The following is a 20,224-nucleotide window of genomic DNA, read 5'->3' as shown; positions in this document are numbered from 1 at the left end:
CACCGTGACCGCTCTGCTCCCCTCGCCACGCACGGTGCTGGGCTTTGACTTCGGCACACAGCGCCTCGGTGTCGCCGTCGGCTCCGAACTGACCGGCGCCGCCCGCCCGCTGACCACGCTCGCTGGCCGCGACTGGACGGCGATCGGCCGCCTGCTGGAAGAATGGCAGCCCGATCTGCTGGTCGTCGGCGTGCCGCGCCACGCCGACGGCAGCGCCTCGGAAACCACCCTCGCCGCCGAGCGCTTCGCCCGGCAGCTCGCCGGACGCTACCGCCTGCCGGTCGAAACCATCGACGAACGACTGTCTTCCCATGCCGCCGCCGAACGCCTGGCGACGGCACCGCGCCGCCGCCGCGCCGATCCCGGAGCACTCGATCGGGCCGCCGCGGCGCTGATTCTCGAAAGCTGGTTCTCCCACGCACGGACCCCGTCGCCATGCTCGACCCCGAACAGCTGAGCTCCACGCTCGCCGAACGCCTACGCGTCCTTCTCGCCAGCCGCGGGATCACCGCGCCGGCGCTGATCGGCATCCGCAGCGGCGGCGCCTGGATCGCGGCGCGCCTGCAGGCCGCGCTGGACCTGCCCGGAGAACCCGGCACGCTGGACATCTCTTTCTACCGCGATGATTTCTCCCGCGTCGGCCTGGACCCGCAGGTACGTCCCTCGCAGATCCCGTTCGACATCGACGCGCGTGACATTGTGCTGGTCGACGACGTGCTGCACACCGGGCGCACCATCCGCGCCGCGCTCAACGAGATTTTCGACTACGGCCGGCCGCGCTCGGTGGTACTCGCCGTGCTGGTCGAACGCGATGGCCGCGAACTGCCGGTGCAGGCCGACGTGGCCGCCACCCGGCTGACGCTCGGCGCCGACGAATACGTGCGCCTCGACGGCCCGAACCCGCTTTCCCTGACGATCCAGAAACGCCCATGACTCCCGCCATGATTCAGCTCTCCGCCGACGGGCGGCTGCAGCACTTCCTGACCATCGAGGGGCTGCAGCGCAAGCACCTCATCGAGATTCTCGACACCGCGGAAACGCTCTCCGGGGTCGCCGAGCGACGCGTCAAGAAAGTGCCGACGCTGCACGGCAAAACCGTCGTCAACCTGTTCTTCGAGAACTCGACGCGCACGCGCACGACCTTCGAGCTCGCCGCCAAGCGGCTGTCGGCGGACGTGCTCAACGTCAACATCGCCACCTCGTCGACCAACAAGGGCGAAACACTGCTCGACACCATCCGCAACATCGAGGCGATGCAGGTCGACATGTTCGTCGTGCGCCACGCCGTCAGCGGTGCGGCGGAATTCATCGCCCGCCATGTCGCGCCGCACATCGCCGTACTCAACGCCGGCGACGGCCGCCATGCGCACCCGACGCAGGCGATGCTCGACATGATGACGATCCGCCGCCACAAGGGCGAGTTCGCCAATCTGCGTGTGGCGATCGTCGGCGACGTGCTGCATTCGCGCGTGGCGCGCTCGAACATCCACGCACTGAACGTGCTCGGCACCGGCGAGGTGCGCATCGTCGGCCCGAAGACGCTGTTGCCGGCCGATGCCGAAGGGCTCGGCGTGCACGTCTACCACGACCTCGCCCACGGTCTGCGCGATGTCGACGTCGTCATCATGCTGCGCCTGCAGCGCGAGCGCATGAGCGGTGCGCTGCTGCCCTCCGCGGCCGAATATTTCCAGCAGTACGGCCTGACCGAAGAGCGCCTGGCGCTCGCCGCCCCCGATGCCATCGTGCTGCATCCGGGGCCGATCAACCGCGGCGTGGAGATGGACTCCGCCGTCGTCGACGGCCCGCGCGCGGTGATCCTCGAACAGGTCACCAACGGCATCGCCGTGCGCATGGCCGTCATGTCCATCGTGCTGGGCAACCGTGCCCACCCCCAGGAGGATTTCGCGTGATGCGCATCAGTCTGCGCAACGGCCGCCTGATCGATCCGGCCCACGGCATCGATACCGTCACCGATCTGCACCTCGCCGACGGCCATGTCGTCGGCATCGGCAAGACGCCCGACGGCTTCAGTGCCGAACGGGTCATCGACGCCAGCGAACACATCGTCTGCCCCGGTTTCGTCGACCTGTGCGCGCGCCTGCGCGAGCCGGGAGCCGAACACAAGGGCACCATCGCCTCGGAAACCCGCGCCGCGGCCGCCAACGGCATCACCACGGTGGTCGTGCCGCCGGACACCGATCCGGTCATCGACGAGAGCGCCGTCGTCGAGCTGATCCGCCGTCAGGCCGGCGCCGCCGGTTTTGCCCGCGTGCTGACGCTCGGCGCGCTGACCCGCGGCCTCGGCGGCGAGATCCTCGCGGAGATGGCGGCCTTGAAGGAGGCCGGCTGCGTCGGTGTCTCCAATGCCCAGGTGGCGGTGCCGAACTCGCTGGTGATGAAACGCGCACTGGAGTACGCCGCTTCGCACGAGCTGACGGTGCACCTGCAGGCGATGGACCCGTGGCTGTCGGCCAGCGGCCAGGCGCACGACGGCCAGGTCGCCGCGCGGCTCGGCCTGGTCGGCATCCCGGTAGCGGCGGAAACCGCCGCGATCGGCCGCGAGCTGGCGCTGATCGAGGAAACCCGCACCCACGTCCACTTCGGCCGCCTGTCGAGCGCACGCGCGGTGGCGATGATCGCCCGTGCCCGCGAGCGCGGTCTGCCGGTCAGCTGCGACGTCGCCGCCCACCAGCTGCATCTGACCGAGATCGACCTCGGTCGCTTCGACTCCGAGGCGCATCTGCTGCCGCCGCTGCGCACGATGCGCGACCGCGACGCGCTGCGCCGCGGCGTGGCCTCGGGCGTGATCGGCGCGATCTGCTCCGATCACCAGCCGCATCAGGCCGATGCCAAGCTCGATCCTTTCGGCATGACCGAGCCCGGCGCCTCGGCCCTCGACACCCTGCTCGGCCTGACGCTGAAGCTGGTCGATGAGGACGTCTGCGACCTCGTCACCGCGATCGAGCGCCTGACCGCCGGCCCGGCGCGGCTGCTCGGCATCGACGCCGGCCACCTCGGCATCGGCGCCGTGGCCGACGTCTGCGTCTTCAATCCGCAGGCGTATCGCATCATCGACGCCGGCAGCATGGCCAGCCGCGGCCACAACACTCCGTTCTTCGGCTGGGAGCTGCGTGGCGTCGTCTGCCACACGCTGCTCGCCGGCTGCCCGGTCTATCACCATGATGAACTCTGAAACCCTGCAACTCGCCCGGCGTACACAACAATCGGCGCTGCCCGGCGGCTGGCGCGTCGAGCGCTGGCAGGTCGATACCCTCGCCGGAGCCGCCCGGCCCGGACAGCACCTGGAAGTCGCCGGTTACCGCCGGCCGATCCTGCGCGCGCACACCGAGCGCGCCGAGCTCGAATGCCTGGTGCATGACGACGAATCCGGGCTGATGGACGGTCCGGCACGCCTGCTCGGTGACGGCTTCGACCTCGACACCGAGGCACCGTCACCGCGTGTGCTGCTGCTCGGCGAAATCGACAGCCTGGCGCCGCTGGTTTTTCTCGCCGACCGCCTGCGCGGCCTGCCGCAGCGCGTCAAGATCCTCGCGCTGCTGACGCTGGACGGCGAAATACCGTTCCGGCCGGTACCCTCGCGCATGATCGTGCCCGGCCTGCCGGCCTGGGTGATCGGCACTCTGCCGCTGTTCGAGGACTGGGGCATTGCCGCGCGTCTGGCCTGCCCCGACCAGGAGCGCCCCGGCTGCTTCGAAGGGCAGGCGGTGGAGCTGGCCCGCTACTGGCTCGAAACCCTGCAGGGGGCGGCGGACGTCTCGATCTACGCCTGCGGCCGCCCGGCAACGCTGGATGCGGCTGCAACGCTCGCAGCCATCCACCAGCTGCCCTGGCACGGATTGCCGGCGTAGGCCGTGGATGACGACCACCCCCATCATCCTTGGCGCCAGCAGACCACCACGGCACGGCTGCTGCTGGTGCTGGTCGGCGTCGTGCTGCTCGCCAGCGGCACGCTGCTCGGCTGGCTGATCCTCACCGACCGTGCGCGCACCCTGCTGGCCGCGCAGCAGGCCAATACCGTGCTGGCACGCTCGCTCGCCGAGCAGGGCGAGCATGTATTCGAATCCATCGACGTGCTGCTGCGCTACCTGGCCAACCAGAGCGATCCGGCGCCGCTGGCCGGTTTTCGCGCCCGCTACGCCGAAAGCGTGCCGTTCCTGCGCAATGTCGCCCGCCTCGATACCCGCGGCATCATGGTCACCAGCAGTCATTTTCCGGCGGTGATCGGCCGCAGCTTCGCGATACGCGATTACTTCATCGCCCATCGCGACCATGCCGCGCTCGGCCTGCTGGTGTCACCGCCGCTGGTGTCGCCAGCGGACCAGCACTCACGGATCCTGACGCTGTCGCGACGGCTGAACACACCGCAGGGCGCGTTTGCCGGCGTCATCGTCGCCAGCCTGTCGCTGGACCGGCTCGAACAGTTCTACCACTCACTCGATCTGCTCGACGGCCAGAGCATCACACTGCTGGAACGCGACGGCGCGGCGGTCGTGCAGATCGGCCAGCGGGATGACGCCAGCCCGCTGCGCAGCGAACACTGGCTGACGGCAGCCCCCTACGGCATCGTCATCAACCGCACGCTCGACAGCGCGCTGGCCGACTGGCGCGAGCGCTGCCGCTTCAGCGTGCTGGTAGCCCTTGCCGCCAATGGCCTGATCCTCAGCCTCGCACTGCTGCTGATCCGCCGCCTGCGCCGGGAAGCCAACCTGCACCAGCAGATCCGTCACCAGGCGACGCACGACCCGCTGACCGGGCTGTACAACCGCGCCGAATTCGATCTGCGCCTGCAGCACGCCTGCGCCGCGGTCGAGGCCAGCGACGAAACGATCGAGCATGCGCTGCTCTACATCGATCTCGATCACTTCAAGGCGGTCAACGACCGGGGAGGTCATCTCGCCGGCGACGAACTGCTGCGCCAGATCGCCCAACGGCTGCACGCCCACGCCCGCAGCTCCGACGTCGCAGCGCGCATGGGTGGCGATGAATTCGCCCTGCTGCTGCATGACTGTCCGCACGCCAAGGCGGTGGAGATCGGTAACGCGCTGGTCGCCACGCTGCGCGCCTACCGCCTGCACTGGGGCGAGCAGCATTTCAGTGTCGGCGCCAGCGTCGGCGTGGCGACGATCATCGCCGGCTGCGGCGGGCCGCAGACGGTGATGCGCCAGGCCGACAGCGCCTGTTATGCCGCCAAGGCCCGCGGCCGCGGCCAGGTCGCCCACGGCGCCGGCGACGACCTCAAAGCGACTTGAACTCGGTTTTGTTCTGCGCCTTGCCCATCGCCTCGTCGCGGGTGATCACACGGCGCTTGACCAGATCCTGCAGGCACTGATCGAGCGTCTGCATGCCATAGGCGGCGCCGGTCTGGATCGAGGAATACATCTGCGCGACCTTGTCCTCGCGGATCAGGTTACGGATCGCCGGCGTGCCGACCATGATCTCGTGTGCTGCGACGCGCCCGCCGCCGATCTTTTTCATCAGCGTCTGCGACACCACCGCGCGCAGTGACTCCGACAGCATCGAGCGCACCAGGGCTTTTTCACCGGCCGGGAACACATCGATGATGCGGTCGATGGTCTTCGCCGCCGAGCTGGTGTGCAGCGTGCCGAACACCAGATGTCCGGTTTCGGCCGCGGTCAGCGCCAGGCGGATGGTTTCGAGGTCGCGCAGCTCGCCGACCAGGATGATGTCCGGGTCCTCACGCAGCGCCGAGCGCAGCGCGTTGGAGAAGGCATGCGTATCGCGGTGCACTTCGCGCTGGTTGATCAGGCACTTCTTGCTTTCGTGAACGAATTCGATCGGGTCTTCAACGGTGAGGACATGGCCGTATTCGTTTTCATTTTTGTGGTTGATCATCGCCGCCAGCGTCGTCGATTTGCCCGAGCCGGTCGGTCCGGTCACCAGTACCAGCCCGCGCGGTACATTGATCAGCTCCGTGAACACTGACGGACAGTTGAGCTCTTCGAGCGTCTTGATCTGATCGGGAATCGTACGGAACACCGCGCCGGCGCCGCGATTGTGATTGAAGGCGTTGACGCGAAAACGCGCCAGCCCCGGAATCGCAAAGGAAAAGTCGGTTTCGAGGTTTTCCTCGTACTCCTTGCGCTGGCGGTCATTCATGATGTCGTAGATCATGGCGTGCACTTCCTTGTGCTCCATGTTCGGCAGATTGATACGGCGGATATCACCGTCCACGCGCAACATCGGCGGCAAACCTGCGGACAAATGCAGGTCGGATGCGTTGTGCTTGACGCCAAAGGCCAGCAGTTCGTCGATGTTCATGCAACCCTTCCCTTGTTGTGGTGTACGTACGGACGCCGGTTCACTATAACCGGTGGCAAACCAGCGGAGATCGGTATGACTCTGAGCGAGCGACTGGCGCGTGTGCTTGAGCGCATACGTAATGCCGAGGCGCAATATGGTCGCCAGGAGGGCAGCGTACGCCTGCTCGCCGTCAGCAAGACTCAGCCGGCACAGGCCGTGCGCGAAGCGGCCGCCTGCGGGCAGCGCGCTTTCGGTGAAAACTACCAGCAGGAAGCTCTGGCCAAGCGCGAGGCGCTCGCCGAACTCGGCCTCGAATGGCATTTCATCGGTCCGCTGCAGGCCAACAAGACGCGGCGCATCGCCGAGTGCTTCGACTGGGTACACAGCGTCGATCGCCTGAAGATCGCCGAACGCCTCTCGGCCCAGCGCCCGACCACCCTGCCGGCGCTCGACGTCTGCCTTGAGATCAACATCAGCGGCGAGGCGAGCAAGTCCGGTCTGACGCTGGCCGAGCTGCCGGAGGTGGCGCACCGCGTCGCCACGCTGCCGGGACTGCGCCTGCGCGGCCTGATGTGCATCCCGGCTGCAGAGGCTGATTTCACCGCGCAGCGCGTACCGCTGGCGCGTCTGCATCAGGCCCTCGATGCACTCAACGCCGATGGCCTGGCGCTCGATACGCTGTCGATGGGCATGTCGGCCGATCTGGAAGCCGCCGTCGCCGAAGGCGCGACGATCGTGCGCATCGGTACGGCGATCTTCGGGCCGCGACATTGAGCCGGCGCCTCCCCATGCTGGTGCTGGTACTGTGCAGCATCGGTGCACAGGCCGCCGATGACCCGCTCGCGGCGTTTGTCGACGAGACCGCCCGTGACGTCTCGCGGCCGGCAGCGCCGTTCCTCGACGCCGAGCTGATTCCCCCGGGACTCGATGCCGGCGGCCTGGAAAACTGGCTGCGCCGCGAGCAGCCCGGTCTGGCTGCGGAGTTTGCACAGCTCGACCGCGACGCCCGCATCCAGGTTTTCGTGCTCTACCGTACAGAACCGCGGCTGACCACGCTGCGCCAAGGCATCCTCGAACGCTCGCGCCCATGACTTTCCGCCCTGCCCTCGCCCTCATTCTGTTGACCAGTCTGGCCCAGGCCGCCCCGCTGAAATGGCAGGACGCCCAGGGGCGCTGGCAATACGGTGACCATCCGCCGCCGAATACCTCGCGCGCCGAGGCGCTGCTGTCGGCCGGCGACGCCTCCGGCGCCGCCCGTGAATACGAAAACTGGGCCCGCGTCGGCGATCCGCGAGCCCAGACCCGCCTCGGCGAACTGCTGCTCGAAGGCCGCGGCGTGGCGCGCAATCCGCAACGCGCACGCGAACTGTTCCAGAGCGCGGCCGAAGCCGGCTTCGTCGAAGCCCGCTACCGGCTGGCCGAAATGCTGCGCCAGGGACTCGGCGGCTCCAGCGATGAGGCGGCCGCCATGCGCTGGTACACCAGCGCCGCCGAGGCCGGCTACCCGCCTGCACAGGTACGGCTCGGCGAAGCGCTGCTCGACGGTGACGGCAGCGCGCGGGATACATCCCGCGGCATCTACTGGCTGCAGCGTGCCGCCGAAGCCGGTGAAGCCGAAGCCGAATACCGCATCGGCCTGTGCTACATGCGTGGTGAGGGCCTCGCCGCCAATCCGCTCACTGCGGCGGAATGGCTGCGCCGTGCGGCCAGCCGCGGCCATCCCGGCGCCCAGCAACAGCTGGCCGAACTCGCACAGACCGGCGGTGTGCCCGGCCTGGAGCTGCGCGAAGTGATGCCGGGGCTGATCCACGCCGCGCAGAGCGGCTATCCACCGGCGGAGCTTTCCCTGGCACTGATCTATCTGCACGGACTGATCGGCGCTCCCGAACTCGACAAGGCGGTGCAATGGCTCAAACTGGCCAGCGCCCACGGTCAGGCGCTGGCGCAATTCACGCTGGCAGGGCTGTATGCCGAAGGCCAGGGCGTGCCGCAGAACGACATGCAGGCAACGGCCCTGTACCGCGCAGCGGCGGAAAGCGGCCATGCCCGTGCCCAGTTCGAGCTCGGTGAACGCCTGGCGGAAGGCATCGGTGCCCCGCGTGACGACGCTGAAGCCATCACCTGGTACAGCCGCGCCGCCAAGCAGGGACTGGCCAGCGCCCACACCCGTCTGGGCGAGCATTACCAGCGCGGGCTTGGCGTCACCGCCGACCTGTTGCTGGCGGTGCGTGAATACCGCGCTGCCGCCGAAGCCGGCCATCCGCCGGCCCAGCTGGCGCTCGGCCTGCTGCTGCGCGCCGGCCAGGGCATCGAGCGGGATGCCGAAGCCGGCACGCTGTGGCTGCGCCGCGCCGCCGAACAGGGGCTGCCGCTGGCCCAGGTCAACCTCGGGCTGATCTACGCCGGCGGCGACGGTGTCGGTCGTGATGACGCCCAGGCCGCCCAGTGGTACGCACAGGCGGCCCGCGCCGAATTCGCGCCGGGGCGGCTGCTGCTCGGCATCGCCGCGCTGCGCGGCGCCGGCGTGCGCAAAGATGTGGCACAGGGGGTCGAGCTGATCCGTCATGCGGCACAACAGGGCTACGCCCCGGCCCAGGGTGCGTATGGCGTGCTGCTGCGCGACGGTGTCGGTACCGCCGCCGATCCGCTGGCGGCCTACCACTGGCTGGACCTGGCCGCTCTCGGCGGCAGCACCGAGGCGCTGGCCCTGCGTGACGAGCTCGCGCCCCACCTCGATGCCGCACAGCTCACGACGATACGGCGCAGCGCCCGCAACTGGCGCCCGGCGCCACCCTGAGGCGCCGCGGTTGCCAAAGCCGTAAGCGCCTGTTTAGCTTCTTGCCGACCCATCCCGCAGAGGATCAATTCGCATGACCCGTTCTCCCATCACGTTCATCGGCGGCGGCAACATGGCTCGCAGCCTGATCGGCGGTTTGCTCGCCGACGGCTTTCCGGCCGCAGCGCTGCGCGTGGCGGAACCACTGGCTCAAAGTCGTGAAACGCTGCGCGCGCAGTTCGGCGTGCAGACCTTCGAACACAATCAGGAAGCGATCGCCGAAGCTGGTGTCGTCGTTTTCGCCGTCAAGCCACAGATCCTGGCCGAGGTCGCTCGCGAACTGGCGGAACCGATCCAGCACGCCCGCCCGCTGGTGGTATCGATCGCCGCGGGTGTGCGCCTCGGTGATCTCGACCGCTGGCTGGGCGGCCATGTCGCACTGGTGCGCGCCATGCCGAACACCCCGGCACTGGTCAAGAGCGGCGCCACCGCGCTGTTTGCGGCAGCAGGCGTCAGCGCCGAACAGCGTCAGCGCGCCGAGTCGATCCTGCGTGCGGTCGGCCTGACGGTCTGGGTCGATGAGGAAGCCCAACTCGACGCCGTCACCGCTTTGTCAGGCAGCGGACCGGCTTATTTCTTCCTGTTGATGGAAGCGATGGAGGCCGCTGCCCGCGAGCTCGGTCTGCCGGCGGCAACCGCACGCCTGCTGACACTGCAGACCGCCTTCGGCGCCGCCAAGATCGCACTGGAAAGCAACGAGAGCCCCGCCGACCTGCGCGCTCACGTCACCTCGCCGAAGGGCACGACCGAAGCCGCGATCAAGGAATTTCAACAGGCCGACACCGCCGGCATCGTCACGCGGGCGCTCGGCGCCGCCGCGCGGCGTTCGCGCGAGCTCGGTGATTTGTTCGGGGGCGACGCATGAATGGCGCCCCCTACTTCAACAACGCCGGCATCTTCCTGATCCAGACGGCCTTCGGTTTCTACATCCTGGCGCTGCTGCTGCGCTTTCTGCTGCAGTGGGTGCGCGCCGATTTCTATAACCCGCTGGTGCAGTTCCTGGTCCGCGTGACCAACCCGCCGCTGATCCCGCTGCGACGCTCGATTCCCGGCCTGTTCGGGCTGGATCTCGCCTGCCTGCTGCTGATGCTGGCACTGCAGATCATCGAATGGCTGCTGGTCCTGAACCTCGGCGGCCTGCCGAGCAATCCGTTCGGTGTGCTGGTGCTGGCACTCGCCGAGCTGCTCGGCCTGACACTGCAGGTGTTTCTCTGGGCGGTGATCATCCAGGCGCTGATGAGCTGGTTCGTTCGCGACCCGCGCAATCCGCTGTACGGCGTGCTCTATCGCCTGACAGCGCCGGTGCTGCGTCCGGTGCAGCGCGTACTGCCGTTGTTCGGCGGCGTCGACCTGTCACCGCTGATCGCCCTGGTAGTGCTGCAGCTCATGCACATGCTGCTGATCGCGCCGATCCGCGACCTCGGCTTTGCCCTGCTGCGCAGTTGATGCCGATGAGCGCCTGGTATCGCTGGGACGGCGCAGATCTGATCGTGGAGGTACGCGTCCAGCCGCGTGCCGGCCGCGACGCCTTCGGCGAAGTGCAGGATGGACGCCTGCGCGTACGCCTCGGTGCCCCGCCGGTCGACGGCCAGGCCAACGCCCGGCTGTGTGCATTGCTCGGTGATGCCTTTGGTGTGCCAAAATCAGCCGTAATGCTGCTGGCGGGCGACCACTCCCGCGAGAAGCGTCTGCGCATCCGCGCGCCGCGCCGTCTACCCGATGGCGTGACGGCAGACGACTCCGTCAACCGTACGGTGAATTGAGGCTCGACACCTCCACTCTCCTTCTGGATCCAATGACATGGAATGGTCCACACCGCAGCCCCGCGATCCACACGCCGCCGAGGGCCAACACGTACTACCAGCCACGGGCGCCATGTCATGAAGACCGTGCCCACACTGCCCGCATTGCTGCTGCTGGTCATCGGCGGCACCAGCCTGATCAGCGGTCTGGTCAGCTGGAGCATGGCTCGACAAAGCGCAACGCATACCGCACAGCAGGAACAGATCGCACTGCGCGAACGCTTCACCCTGCTGGTCAGGGCGCTCGAACCGGCCGTCGCGTCAGTCAACCCGACAGCGGCACTGGAAACACTGTCGCTGCTGCAGCATTCACCCGACGTCGTCCGGGCAGCGATCTACACCCCCGAGCGCCAGCTGTTCGCCGCACTCGGTAGTGCCCCCGCGCAGGTCGCGGAGCAACCCTCGGATCTCGAAATCAAACCGGTCGCCGACGGCCTCGTTCTGAGCGGCCCCCTGCGCATCGGCAACCGCAACGTCGGCCTGCTGCGCCTTGAGCTGAGCCGGCCTGACAACAGCAATAATCTGCTGCTGTTGCAGAGCCTGCTGTTCGTCCTGAGCGGCGGCACGCTGACTGCGGCCTCCGCGCTGCATCTGATGCACCGGCGCCGCCAGGCCCTGGCGAATGTCCAGAGTGCACTCGAAGCACTCGGTCGCGACGATTTCAGCACACGCCTCGGCCCACTGCCCGGCGAACTCACCGCCCTCGGCGAAGCCACCAACCGCCTGGCGACGCGTTTCGGCGAACGCTTCAGCAATACCAGCAATCAGCAGCTGCACCTGCAGCAACGGGCACGCCGTCTCGGCCTGATGCTGCGCGGCATCGGCGCGGCCGTCTGGGAAGCCGACCCACGCAGCGGCCGCTTCATCGATGTCAGCAGCGAAGCCATCGTTCTGCTGTCACGACCGGCACGCGACTGGCTGAGTGCGGACTTCATCGATACCGTCTGCCACCCCGAAGACCGGTCCTGGGCACACAGTTTCCTCAGCGACACCGGCCACTCGGTGCGCAGCCATGTGCTCGACCTGCGCCTGCTGCACAGCAGCGGTGGCTACCGCTGGCTGCGCCTGATCGCTTCAACTGAGCAGACGGAGGATGGCCCGATCCTGACCGGGCTGGCGCTGGACGTCACCGAGGAAAAGCTCGGCGAGGAACGTGTCGCCTGGCTTGCCGATCACGACTCCCTGACCGGGCTGATCAACCGCCATCGCTTCCAGAACGTGCTGCAGACCGACATCGAAAATGCCCGGGTACAGGACTCGCACGGCGCGCTGCTCTACCTCGATCTCGATCAGTTCAAATACATCAACGACACCTACGGCCATCTGACCGGTGACGAATACCTGCGTCAGGTGACACAGCACTTGAAGGATGCACTGCTCGACGGGCAGACCCTCGGCCGCCTGGGAGGCGACGAGTTTGGCATCATCGCGCGCAACGTCGATCTGGGGGCGGCGCAGGCCTTGTGCCGTCAGCTGCTGAGCACGCTCAATCATCACGAGTTCTTCCACCAGGGGCAGAGCACGCCGTTCTCGGCCAGCATCGGCGTAGCGCTGTTTCCACGCCACGGGGTCGAAACCGGCGATCTGCTGGCTAACGCCGATGCGGCGATGTACGAGGCCAAGGCCCAGGGGCGCAACACCTATCGCCTGTTCGGCGGCGGCGATGAAATGGCGCGCATGCGCGACAAGATCCACTGGGAAGACCGCATCCGCTCGGCCCTCAAGGAAAACCGCTTCAAGCTGGTATTCCAGCCGATCGTCGATCTGCGCAGCCGCCACATCCACCACTACGAGACCCTGTTGCGGATGGTCGATGAGAATGGCCAGCTGATCGGTCCCGGCGCGTTCATGGCCGTCGCCGAGCGTTTCGGTCTGATCCGCGATCTCGACCGCTGGGTCGTCGAGCACGCCATTGCCACGCAGGGCCGCAGCCGCCAGGAGGGTCGCCCGGTCAGTCTGACGATCAATCTGTCGGGTGGTCACCTCGGCAGCCCGGAGCTGCTGGCACTGATCCACGAGGCCTGCAGCCGCTATCAGGCCGATCCAGCCTGCATCGTCTTCGAAGTGACAGAAACCGCCGCCGTCGAGAACTTCTCCGTCGCCCGGCAGTTCATCACCACACTGCGCAACGCCGGCTACCGCTTCGCGCTCGATGACTTCGGTTCCGGTTTTTCCTCGTTCCACTATCTGAAGAATCTGGTCGTCGATTACGTCAAGATCGACGGCAGCTTCATCCGCCACCTCACCAGTGACCGCAGCGATCGCATCTTCGTCAAAGCCATCAGTGAGATGGCTCACGGCCTCGGCATTGGTACGATCGCCGAGTTCGTCGAGAACCGCGAGACCGTCGGCCTGCTGCTCGAACTCGACGTCGGCTTCGGCCAGGGTATCTATTTCTCCGAGCCGAGGGAGAAGTTCTTCAGTGGCGACATGCCGCAGATCGCCGGCACTCAGGCCGGTGCTGGAAAGCTCAGCAGCACGCACAGCCCGCTGCCGGAGACCTGATCACCGAGCCTCAGCTGAATGCCGTGGGCGCGCACCACCGCGCGCACCAGGGCGAGGCCGAGGCCGTGTCCAGGCAGCGCCTCGGTCGCCGGCAGGCGCACAAAGCGCTCGAACACCCGCTCGCGCTCCGCTTCGGGAATACCAGGACCACTGTCGTCGATCTGCAACTGCCAGCCCTGCTCCGCATGCCGCAGCCGCAGACCTACGCGGCCCCCTGTCGGCGTGAACTTCAGGGCGTTATCGAGCAGATTGGCGATAGCCTGCGCCAGCAGGCGCTGCACGCCGAGCATGCTGACCCCGGTTTCGATCTCGACGACAAAGGCGATACCGCGCTCATCGGCCAGCGCTGCATAGACCTCGGCGACCTCGGCCACCAGCTCGCTCAGATCGACCGGCTGGATGTCGCGCAGCGGTTCACCGGTCTGTGCCCGAGCGATGTCGAGCAGGGCATTACACGTCGCCACCAGCACGTCGACATCCGCGGCCAGCGCGTCCAGCGTCGCCCGCCACGCCTGCTCCTCGAAAGGCCCGCGCCGGGCCTGTTCGATCCGACTGCGCAGCCGCGACAGCGGTGCGCGCAGATCGTGCGCCACGGCTTCGGACCAGTGTCCCGGCATGCCCGACACACCCCTGCGCCTAGGGCGCATCACCGAGCATGTAGCCGCGTCCGCGCAGGGTATGGATCAAGGGCTGGGCGGCACCTCGATCGATCTTCGAGCGCAGCCGGCTGATGTGCACGTCGATGACATTGGTCTGCGGGTCGAAGCCACAGGCCCAGACGTTTTCGAGCAACATCGAGCGGGTCACCACTTGTCCGGCATGGCGGGCCAGGAACTCCAGCAGGCGAAACTCGCGTGGCTGCAGCCGCACCGGCTCGCCGGCGCGTGTGACCTCGTGTGCGATCAGGTCGAGTTCGAGATCACAGACCCGCAATCGCACCGGCGTTTCCTGATTGCGCCGCGTCAGCGCTTCCAGACGGGCGACCAGCTCGACGAGTTCATAGGGCTTGGTCAGGTAGTCGTCACCGCCACGGCGCAGGCCGCGCACCCGTTCGTCGACATCGACCAGCGCCGACAGCACCATGATCGGCAGATCGAAACCCTCGACGCGCAGGCGATCGATCAGTTCCAGGCCGTCATGACCTCCCGGTAACATGCGATCGACGATCAGGGCATCGTACCAGCCGCGGCGCACCCGTTCGTAAGCTTCATCGATATCCGTGACATGCTCGGCAGCATGTCCGTTTGCTTTCAGCCCTTCCACCAGCATTCCTGCGGCGGCGGCATCGTCTTCAATGACGAGAATGAGCATGGTCAACGCAACTCCGCGTCAAACAACAAAGATGGTCCATCAACTCTGATGCACGTCGCCGGATGATAGTTGACTAGCGCGCTCTTGTAATGTCCGCCGCCGCCCACGCCCGAGGTCGCCCGATGAGTTCCCTGCCGCCGCGCAGCACTGCACGCACGCTAGACCCTCATCCGCACAAGGGGGCGGGGCTGCCGCTGCCGCTCGCGCCGCTGAAGGCGAGCCTGCAGTTATTCGGCCTGCTGCTGGTGATGTTCAGCATGACCATGCTGCCGCCGCTGCTGGTGGCGCTGTACTACGACGACGGCGCCCTCGAACCGTTCGCCGACAGCTTCGCGATCACGCTGCTCAGCGGCCTGGTGTTCTGGCTGCCGCTGCGCAGGCACAAGGTCGATCTGCGCAACCGTGACGGCTTTCTCGTCGTCGTCGCCTTCTGGTTCACGCTGTCGCTGCTCTCGGCGATCCCCTTCATGCTGGCCAAAAACCCGCACATGCCGCTGGTCGATGCCGTGTTCGAAGCGGTTTCCGGGCTGACCACCACCGGCGCCACGGTGCTCTCCAACATCGACGCCCTGCCGCATGCGATCGTCTACTACCGCGCCCAGCTCAACTTCTTCGGCGGCATGGGTATCGTCGTGCTGGCCGTGGCGCTGCTGCCCATGCTCGGGGTCGGTGGCATGCAGCTCTATCGCGCCGAGACGCCCGGCCCGATGAAAGACGAAAAACTCACGCCACGCATCACCGAGACGGCGAAAAACCTGTGGATGCTCTACGTCGGCATCAATGTGATCTGCACGCTGTCATTCTGGCTGGCGGGCATGGAGCCGTTCGATGCGATCTGCCACAGCTTCGCGACCATCGCACTCGGCGGCTTTTCCACCCATGACGCCTCGATCGGCTACTTCAAGAGCCCGGCGATCGAACTGGTCGCCGGGCTTTTTTCGATCATCGCGGCGGTCAACTTCGCGCTGTTTTTCTTCGCCTGGCGACAGAAGAGCCTGCGGGCGATCTTTGCCGACGAGGAATTCCGCTTCTTCCTGCGCGCGATCGGCGCAATCATCGTCTTCGCCATCGGCTGGCTGTACTGGAGCGGGACCTTCCCGCTGTGGGAAGCGATCTACCACGGTTTCTGCCAGACCGCCTCGATCGTCACCGACAACGGCCTAGTCACCGCCAACTACCCGGACTGGCCGCTGCCGGTCACCCTGCTGCTGCTGCTCGGCAGCTTCCTCGGCGGCTGCGTCGGTTCGACCTGCGGCGGCATCAAGGCGATGCGCTTCCTGCTGCTGTACCGCCAGAGCGTGCGTGAAATGAAGCTGCTGATCCGGCCGACGGCGCAGATCCCGGTCAAGCTCGCAAACCGCACGGTCCCCGAGCGGGTGATGCAGGCGGTGCTGGCGTTTTACTTCCTCTACATCTTCGCCTACTGCGCCTGCTCGGTCGGCGTCGCCGCCACCGGCGTCGATCTGGTCACCGCCTTCGGCTCAGTCGCCGGCTGCATCAACAACATGGGCGTCGGCCTTGGCGATACCGCCGGCAACTTCGCCCCGCTCAACGACGCCGCGACCTGGATCCTGACGCTGTCGATGCTGATCGGCCGCCTCGAAGTCTTTCCGCTGGTGCTGCTGTTCGTACCGGCGTTCTGGCGCTAGCGCTGCTCAGAGCAGCGCCCGCAGCGCCCAGCCGAGCTGCAGCGCGCCGAAGGCGACCACCAGCGCCCCGGCCAGCCGGCGCACGCCGGGGCGACGCACGAAGCCGCCAAGCGCCGCCGCCGCAGTCCCCATCGCCAGCAGCACCGGCAAGGTACCGAGGCCGAAGGCCAGCAGCAGCAGAGCGCCCTCACGGGCGCTGCCGGCCGCGATGGCCCACACCACCACGCTGTAGACCAGACCGCAGGGCAGCCAGCCCCACAGCAGGCCGCAGGCCAGCGCCTGCAGCGGCGTGCGCACCGGCAGCAGGCGGCGGGCGACGGGCTCGATGCGCCGCCAGACGACGCCACCGACGCGCTCGATGCGGGTGATCCCCGCCCACCAGCCGGCGAGATACAGCCCGAGCGCGAGCATGAAGGCCCCGGCCAGCGCCTGCAGACCGAGCTGGGCATAGCGCACCGAGAGCAGATGCGCCGCCCAGGCGCCGACACCGCCGGCCAGCGCGCCGGCCAGCGTATAGCTGACGATGCGCCCGCTGTTGTAGGCCAGCAGATACGGCAGCAGCCGGGCGCCGGTGCGCTGCTCGGCCGGCAGGCCAAGCGTCAGTACGCCGACGATGCCGCCGCACATGCCCACGCAGTGCACACCGCCGAGCAGCGCGACGACAGCGGCGGCGAGATAGGGCGGCAGATCGGCTGCGAGTTCCATCATTCCTCCTCCAGCGGCCGGCCGACCAGGTCGAGCAGCGCCGCACGGTTGTGCTCCACGGCCAGGCGGCCGATGGCGATGGCCTCCTCGGCACGGTGGAAATCGAGCAGTGCCAGATGACCGAGCCGCGGCGCCAGCAGCACATCGGGCGGATCGCCGGCCATGCGCGAACGGGTGATGCGATCCTGCATCACGTTCATCGAGCTGACGACGATCTCGAACAGGCTTGGTGGCGACGCCGGCGGTGCATCGCCGTCCTCGTCCGTGTCATCGCGACCGAGCAGCCCCTGCAGGCGCTGGGCGAACGGTTCGAGCAGCCGTGGCGCGCGGGCGCGGCGGCGCAGCAGATAACGGCCGACCAGGTCGCCGTTGAGATTGACGGCGATGACGCGTGTCGCGCCCTGCGCGCGCGCCAGCGAGACCGGCACCGGGTTGACCAGGCCGCCGTCGACCAGCCAGCCGCTGCCGCCCGCCACCGGATGCAGGATGCCGGGCAGCGCGATTGAGGCCCGCACCGCGGCGAGCAGACTGCCTTCCTGAAACCAGACCTCGCGCCCCTGCGCCAGATCGGTGGCGACGCAGGCAAAGCGCCGCGGCAGATCCTCGATGCGCGGGTTGCCGATGCGCTCGGCAAAGGCCTGCAGCAGGCGATCCCCGGCGACCAGCGCTCCGGCGCGGAAATCGACGAAGCGCAGGATCTGCCACCAGTCCATGTCGCGCGCCCATTCCTCCAGCGCATCGAGCCGCTGCGCCGCCCAGGCGGCGCCGACCAGCGCGCCGATCGAACAGCCGGCGACGAAGTGCGGCTCGATGTCGAGCTCCTCCAGCGCGCGCAGCACGCCGATGTGCGCCCAGCCGCGCGCCGAGCCGCTGCCCAGCGCAATGCCCAGCCCGGGCACATGGCCATCGGCCGTCGCCGCCGCCTCGGCAGATATCGGTTCATCGGTCATCGCCGCGCGCTCAGCGTTCGAGCAGGCGCGGCATCAGCTCGACGAAATTGCACGGCCGGTGCCGGTAGTCGAGCTGCTCCTGCAGGATGCGGTCCCAGGCGGTGCGGCAGGCGCCGCTCGAACCCGGCAGCACGAACAGATAGGTGCCGTTGGCGACACCGCCCAGCGCCCGCGACTGCACCGTCGAGGTGCGGATCTCCTCCCAGGAGAGCATGCGGAACAGCTCGCCGAAGCCTTCGATTTCCTTGTCGAGCAGCGGCTTGATCGCCTCCGGCGTGCCGTCGCGCCCGGTGACGCCGGTGCCGCCGGTGCTGATCACCACCTGCACCGCCGCATCGGCGATCCAGCGCGAGACGACGGCGCGGATCTGATAGACGTCGTCGCGGCAGATCGCCTTTTCGATGCAGCGGTGACCGGCCTCCTGCAGGCGCTCGACCAGCGTGCGGCCGGAGACGTCGTCGGCCTCGCTGCGCGTGTCGGAGACGGTCAGCACGGCGATGTCGAGGGGAATGAACTGGCGCTCGGCACTCATCGGCGATTCCTTTTGAACGGGGCGGACGGGAGGCCGCTAGATACCCCATCCGCGGCAGCAGAACCAGCCTGCAGGCCCTTGAAACGGCAGCGGCCACCCCTATCTAGCGGACAACGGCGACAGCAAGCGCCGCCGGCCACAACCCGATGGAGGAACCGACCATGAGCATCACCCGCTACGATCCGTGGAACCGTTTCAACCAAATGCAGAAAGAACTCGAACGTTTGCTCGACCCGCGCCTCGGTGGCGCCAGCGATGACAGCTCCAGCGTCGCCACCTGCGACTGGGTGCCGGCGGTCGACATCAAAGAAGAAGCCGACCGCTTCGTCATCCATGCCGACATCCCCGGCGTCGATCCGCAGAACATCGACATCACGATGGAGAACGGCGTACTGACGCTCAAGGGCCAGCGCATGTCCGAGCAGAAGGAAGCCGGTGAGGGCTACAAGCGCGTCGAACGCGCGCGCGGCACCTTCTACCGCCGCTTCGGCCTGCCCGACACCGCCGATGCCAGCCGCATCAGCGCGCACGGCCAGCACGGCGTACTGGAAATCGTGATTCCGAAGCAGGAGCGCGCAGCGCCCCGCAAGATCACGGTCGAAACCCGGTAAGCTCTCGGGGACGGCGGCCACACAGGCCGCCGTCCTGTTTCCGGAATCGGACCTCAGGCGATGGAATTCAAGGATTACTACGAAGTCCTCGGCGTGTCGCGCACGGCCACCGCGGACGAAATCAAAAAGGCTTATCGCCGCCTGGCGCACAAGTACCATCCCGACGTCAGCAAGGAGCGGGATGCCGAAGAGCGCTTCAAGGCGGTGTCGGAAGCCTATGAGGTGCTGCACGACGCCGAAAAGCGCCGGGCCTACGACCAGTTCGGCCACGACTACCGTGCCGGCGACGAATTCCGTCCGCCGCCCGGCTGGCAGTGGCAGCCGCACACCGGCGCCCACGCCCGCAGCCATCGCGGCCCGAACCCGGCCGAAGGCTTCTCGCAGACCGATTTCAGCGAGTTCTTCAGCAGTCTGTTCGGCGAGGGCGGCTTTGCCGGCTTCGGCGAGCGCGCGCAGCAGCACGCCCGCGGCCGCCACAGCCACGCCCGCCACGGCGAGGATGTCACCCGTCCGCTGGAGATCACGCTGGAAGAAGCCTTCGCCGGCGGCAACCGCGCGCTCAGCGTCGACAACGGCAGCGAACGGCGCACGCTCAACGTGCGCATTCCGGCCGGCATCGCGCCGGGGCAGAAGATCCGCCTCGCCGGCCAGGGTACGCCCGGCAGCAACGGTGCCACGGCTGGAGACCTGTACCTGGAAGTGGCCTACCGGCCGCACCCGCTGTACCAGGTCGACGGCCGCGACCTGACGCTCGAACTGCCGCTCGCACCGTGGGAAGCCGCCCTCGGTGCCAAGGTCGAGGTGCCGACGCTCGGCGGCCGGGTCACGCTCGCCGTGCCCGCCGGTGCGCAGAGCGGGCAGAAGCTGCGGCTGCGCGGTCGCGGTCTGCCGGGCAAACCGGCCGGCGACCAGTTCGTGCGCCTGAAGATCGTCAATCCGCCGGCGGACACACCGGCTGCCCGCGAGCTGTTCCAGAAAATGGCCGATACACTGCCCTTCGATCCGCGCGCCGGGCTCGGCTGAGCCCGCCCGCCCCCGCTG

Annotated in this window: 22 protein-coding genes; 16 read left to right on the top strand and 6 right to left on the bottom strand. The window is 67.7% G+C overall.

Going from position 1 to position 20,224, the window contains the following annotated elements; translation table 11 throughout:
- The first annotated feature begins 4 nt into the window (after positions 1-4).
- From ruvX to C7443_RS08360, 6 genes are read left to right on the top strand one after another with little or no spacing between them, the layout of a single operon-like run.
- On the top strand, positions 5-457 hold the full coding sequence (ruvX, locus tag C7443_RS08385) for a Holliday junction resolvase RuvX (RefSeq protein ID WP_170123548.1): 453 nt from the start codon (positions 5-7) through the stop codon (positions 455-457).
- Positions 436-933 (top strand): bifunctional pyr operon transcriptional regulator/uracil phosphoribosyltransferase PyrR, encoded by a 498-nt coding sequence (gene pyrR / locus C7443_RS08380; protein WP_110018150.1) that lies wholly within the window; start codon positions 436-438, stop codon positions 931-933. The genes ruvX and pyrR overlap by 22 nt, the downstream gene beginning before the upstream one ends.
- A complete protein-coding gene (locus C7443_RS08375; protein WP_110018149.1) occupies positions 930-1,910 on the top strand; it encodes an aspartate carbamoyltransferase catalytic subunit in 981 nt (326 codons plus the stop codon). Before pyrR ends, C7443_RS08375 begins: the two co-directional genes overlap by 4 nt.
- Positions 1,910-3,193 carry a dihydroorotase gene (locus C7443_RS08370; protein ID WP_110018148.1) on the top strand — a complete coding sequence of 428 codons (1,284 nt, stop codon included), beginning with the start codon at positions 1,910-1,912 and terminating at the stop codon, positions 3,191-3,193. The genes C7443_RS08375 and C7443_RS08370 overlap by 1 nt, the downstream gene beginning before the upstream one ends.
- Complete coding sequence (locus C7443_RS08365) at positions 3,180-3,869, top strand: ferredoxin reductase domain-containing protein (protein WP_146213268.1); 690 nt, start codon at positions 3,180-3,182, stop codon at positions 3,867-3,869. Before C7443_RS08370 ends, C7443_RS08365 begins: the two co-directional genes overlap by 14 nt.
- A 3-nt stretch (positions 3,870-3,872) precedes the next feature.
- Positions 3,873-5,270: a diguanylate cyclase domain-containing protein gene (locus C7443_RS08360; protein ID WP_110018146.1), complete on the top strand. Its 1,398-nt coding sequence runs from the start codon at positions 3,873-3,875 to the stop codon at positions 5,268-5,270.
- Here the strand turns inward: C7443_RS08360 and C7443_RS08355 are convergent.
- Positions 5,257-6,300: a type IV pilus twitching motility protein PilT gene (locus tag C7443_RS08355; RefSeq protein ID WP_110018145.1), complete on the bottom strand. Its 1,044-nt coding sequence runs from the start codon at positions 6,298-6,300 to the stop codon at positions 5,257-5,259. The genes C7443_RS08360 and C7443_RS08355 overlap by 14 nt on opposite strands.
- 75 nt (positions 6,301-6,375) lie before the next feature.
- Here C7443_RS08355 and C7443_RS08350 point away from each other — a divergent pair, with 75 nt between their 5' ends.
- The 7 genes from C7443_RS08350 (at position 6,376) to C7443_RS08320 (ending at position 13,425) form a co-directional block, all read left to right on the top strand.
- A complete protein-coding gene (locus C7443_RS08350; protein ID WP_110018144.1) occupies positions 6,376-7,056 on the top strand; it encodes a YggS family pyridoxal phosphate-dependent enzyme in 681 nt (226 codons plus the stop codon).
- Positions 7,057-7,070: 14 nt separating this feature from the next.
- Positions 7,071-7,373 carry a hypothetical protein gene (locus C7443_RS08345; protein ID WP_110018143.1) on the top strand — a complete coding sequence of 101 codons (303 nt, stop codon included), beginning with the start codon at positions 7,071-7,073 and terminating at the stop codon, positions 7,371-7,373.
- Positions 7,370-9,079: a tetratricopeptide repeat protein gene (locus C7443_RS08340; protein ID WP_110018142.1), complete on the top strand. Its 1,710-nt coding sequence runs from the start codon at positions 7,370-7,372 to the stop codon at positions 9,077-9,079. The genes C7443_RS08345 and C7443_RS08340 overlap by 4 nt, the downstream gene beginning before the upstream one ends.
- Positions 9,080-9,152: 73 nt before the next feature.
- Positions 9,153-9,983, top strand: a complete 831-nt coding sequence (gene proC, locus C7443_RS08335; protein ID WP_110018141.1) for a pyrroline-5-carboxylate reductase — start codon at positions 9,153-9,155, stop codon at positions 9,981-9,983.
- The gene (locus C7443_RS08330) at positions 9,980-10,564 is read left to right on the top strand and encodes a YggT family protein (RefSeq protein ID WP_110018140.1); all 585 of its coding nucleotides are present in this window, start codon (positions 9,980-9,982) and stop codon (positions 10,562-10,564) included. Before proC ends, C7443_RS08330 begins: the two co-directional genes overlap by 4 nt.
- A 5-nt stretch (positions 10,565-10,569) precedes the next feature.
- The gene (locus tag C7443_RS08325; protein ID WP_110018139.1) at positions 10,570-10,881 is read left to right on the top strand and encodes a DUF167 family protein; all 312 of its coding nucleotides are present in this window, start codon (positions 10,570-10,572) and stop codon (positions 10,879-10,881) included.
- Positions 10,882-10,998: 117 nt separating this feature from the next.
- Positions 10,999-13,425, top strand: a complete 2,427-nt coding sequence (locus C7443_RS08320; RefSeq protein ID WP_170123546.1) for a bifunctional diguanylate cyclase/phosphodiesterase — start codon at positions 10,999-11,001, stop codon at positions 13,423-13,425.
- Here the strand turns inward: C7443_RS08320 and C7443_RS08315 are convergent.
- Positions 13,371-14,042: a sensor histidine kinase gene (locus tag C7443_RS08315; RefSeq protein ID WP_110018137.1), complete on the bottom strand. Its 672-nt coding sequence runs from the start codon at positions 14,040-14,042 to the stop codon at positions 13,371-13,373. The two genes, C7443_RS08320 and C7443_RS08315, sit on opposite strands and share 55 nt — an antisense overlap.
- A 19-nt stretch (positions 14,043-14,061) precedes the next feature.
- Entirely contained in the window at positions 14,062-14,736 is a 675-nt protein-coding gene (locus C7443_RS08310; RefSeq protein ID WP_110018136.1) for a response regulator transcription factor, read from the bottom strand.
- 122 nt (positions 14,737-14,858) lie between these two features.
- On the opposite strand from C7443_RS08310, the gene C7443_RS08305 reads away from it, so the two are divergent.
- Positions 14,859-16,385 (top strand): potassium transporter TrkG, encoded by a 1,527-nt coding sequence (locus tag C7443_RS08305; RefSeq protein ID WP_110018135.1) that lies wholly within the window; start codon positions 14,859-14,861, stop codon positions 16,383-16,385.
- A gap of 6 nt (positions 16,386-16,391) precedes the next feature.
- On the opposite strand, the gene C7443_RS08300 is transcribed toward C7443_RS08305, so the two are convergent.
- Genes C7443_RS08300 through moaB form a run of 3 tightly spaced genes read right to left on the bottom strand, consistent with a single transcriptional unit; the run spans position 16,392 to position 18,572 of the window.
- Positions 16,392-17,093: a sulfite exporter TauE/SafE family protein gene (locus C7443_RS08300; RefSeq protein WP_110018134.1), complete on the bottom strand. Its 702-nt coding sequence runs from the start codon at positions 17,091-17,093 to the stop codon at positions 16,392-16,394.
- A complete protein-coding gene (rssA, locus tag C7443_RS08295) occupies positions 17,090-18,040 on the bottom strand; it encodes a patatin-like phospholipase RssA (protein WP_110018133.1) in 951 nt (316 codons plus the stop codon). The genes C7443_RS08300 and rssA overlap by 4 nt, the downstream gene beginning before the upstream one ends.
- Positions 18,041-18,050: 10 nt before the next feature.
- Positions 18,051-18,572 (bottom strand): molybdenum cofactor biosynthesis protein B, encoded by a 522-nt coding sequence (moaB, locus tag C7443_RS08290; protein ID WP_110018132.1) that lies wholly within the window; start codon positions 18,570-18,572, stop codon positions 18,051-18,053.
- Between the two features lie 161 nt (positions 18,573-18,733).
- Here moaB and C7443_RS08285 point away from each other — a divergent pair, with 161 nt between their 5' ends.
- Both C7443_RS08285 and C7443_RS08280 read left to right on the top strand, forming a co-directional pair.
- Positions 18,734-19,183 carry an Hsp20/alpha crystallin family protein gene (locus C7443_RS08285; RefSeq protein ID WP_110018131.1) on the top strand — a complete coding sequence of 150 codons (450 nt, stop codon included), beginning with the start codon at positions 18,734-18,736 and terminating at the stop codon, positions 19,181-19,183.
- Positions 19,184-19,243: 60 nt separating this feature from the next.
- The gene (locus C7443_RS08280) at positions 19,244-20,206 is read left to right on the top strand and encodes a DnaJ C-terminal domain-containing protein (RefSeq protein ID WP_110018130.1); all 963 of its coding nucleotides are present in this window, start codon (positions 19,244-19,246) and stop codon (positions 20,204-20,206) included.
- Positions 20,207-20,224: the final 18 nt, after the last annotated feature.

Origin of the sequence: Plasticicumulans acidivorans (genome assembly GCF_003182095.1) — a bacterium.
Lineage (GTDB): Bacteria > Pseudomonadota > Gammaproteobacteria > Competibacterales > Competibacteraceae > Plasticicumulans > Plasticicumulans acidivorans.
Note: the sequence above shows the minus strand (reverse complement) of the source record. Positions and strands in the feature narration are given on the sequence as shown.

Excerpts from the sequence above, each read along its gene's own strand:
- C7443_RS08325 (WP_110018139.1), top strand. The coding sequence starts at position 10,570 with ATGAGCGCCTGGTATCGCTGGGACGGCGCAGATCTGATCGTGGAGGTA.
- rssA (WP_110018133.1), bottom strand. The coding sequence starts at position 18,040 with ATGACCGATGAACCGATATCTGCCGAGGCGGCGGCGACGGCCGATGGC.
- C7443_RS08310 (WP_110018136.1), bottom strand. The coding sequence starts at position 14,736 with ATGCTCATTCTCGTCATTGAAGACGATGCCGCCGCCGCAGGAATGCTG.
- moaB (WP_110018132.1), bottom strand. The coding sequence starts at position 18,572 with ATGAGTGCCGAGCGCCAGTTCATTCCCCTCGACATCGCCGTGCTGACC.
- C7443_RS08355 (WP_110018145.1), bottom strand. The coding sequence starts at position 6,300 with ATGAACATCGACGAACTGCTGGCCTTTGGCGTCAAGCACAACGCATCC.
- C7443_RS08370 (WP_110018148.1), top strand. The coding sequence starts at position 1,910 with ATGCGCATCAGTCTGCGCAACGGCCGCCTGATCGATCCGGCCCACGGC.
- C7443_RS08375 (WP_110018149.1), top strand. The coding sequence starts at position 930 with ATGACTCCCGCCATGATTCAGCTCTCCGCCGACGGGCGGCTGCAGCAC.
- C7443_RS08315 (WP_110018137.1), bottom strand. The coding sequence starts at position 14,042 with ATGCCGGGACACTGGTCCGAAGCCGTGGCGCACGATCTGCGCGCACCG.
- C7443_RS08340 (WP_110018142.1), top strand. The coding sequence starts at position 7,370 with ATGACTTTCCGCCCTGCCCTCGCCCTCATTCTGTTGACCAGTCTGGCC.
- C7443_RS08280 (WP_110018130.1), top strand. The coding sequence starts at position 19,244 with ATGGAATTCAAGGATTACTACGAAGTCCTCGGCGTGTCGCGCACGGCC.
- C7443_RS08350 (WP_110018144.1), top strand. The coding sequence starts at position 6,376 with ATGACTCTGAGCGAGCGACTGGCGCGTGTGCTTGAGCGCATACGTAAT.
- C7443_RS08305 (WP_110018135.1), top strand. The coding sequence starts at position 14,859 with ATGAGTTCCCTGCCGCCGCGCAGCACTGCACGCACGCTAGACCCTCAT.
- C7443_RS08330 (WP_110018140.1), top strand. The coding sequence starts at position 9,980 with ATGAATGGCGCCCCCTACTTCAACAACGCCGGCATCTTCCTGATCCAG.
- C7443_RS08365 (WP_146213268.1), top strand. The coding sequence starts at position 3,180 with ATGATGAACTCTGAAACCCTGCAACTCGCCCGGCGTACACAACAATCG.
- proC (WP_110018141.1), top strand. The coding sequence starts at position 9,153 with ATGACCCGTTCTCCCATCACGTTCATCGGCGGCGGCAACATGGCTCGC.
- C7443_RS08320 (WP_170123546.1), top strand. The coding sequence starts at position 10,999 with ATGAAGACCGTGCCCACACTGCCCGCATTGCTGCTGCTGGTCATCGGC.
- C7443_RS08285 (WP_110018131.1), top strand. The coding sequence starts at position 18,734 with ATGAGCATCACCCGCTACGATCCGTGGAACCGTTTCAACCAAATGCAG.
- C7443_RS08345 (WP_110018143.1), top strand. The coding sequence starts at position 7,071 with ATGCTGGTGCTGGTACTGTGCAGCATCGGTGCACAGGCCGCCGATGAC.
- pyrR (WP_110018150.1), top strand. The coding sequence starts at position 436 with ATGCTCGACCCCGAACAGCTGAGCTCCACGCTCGCCGAACGCCTACGC.
- C7443_RS08300 (WP_110018134.1), bottom strand. The coding sequence starts at position 17,093 with ATGATGGAACTCGCAGCCGATCTGCCGCCCTATCTCGCCGCCGCTGTC.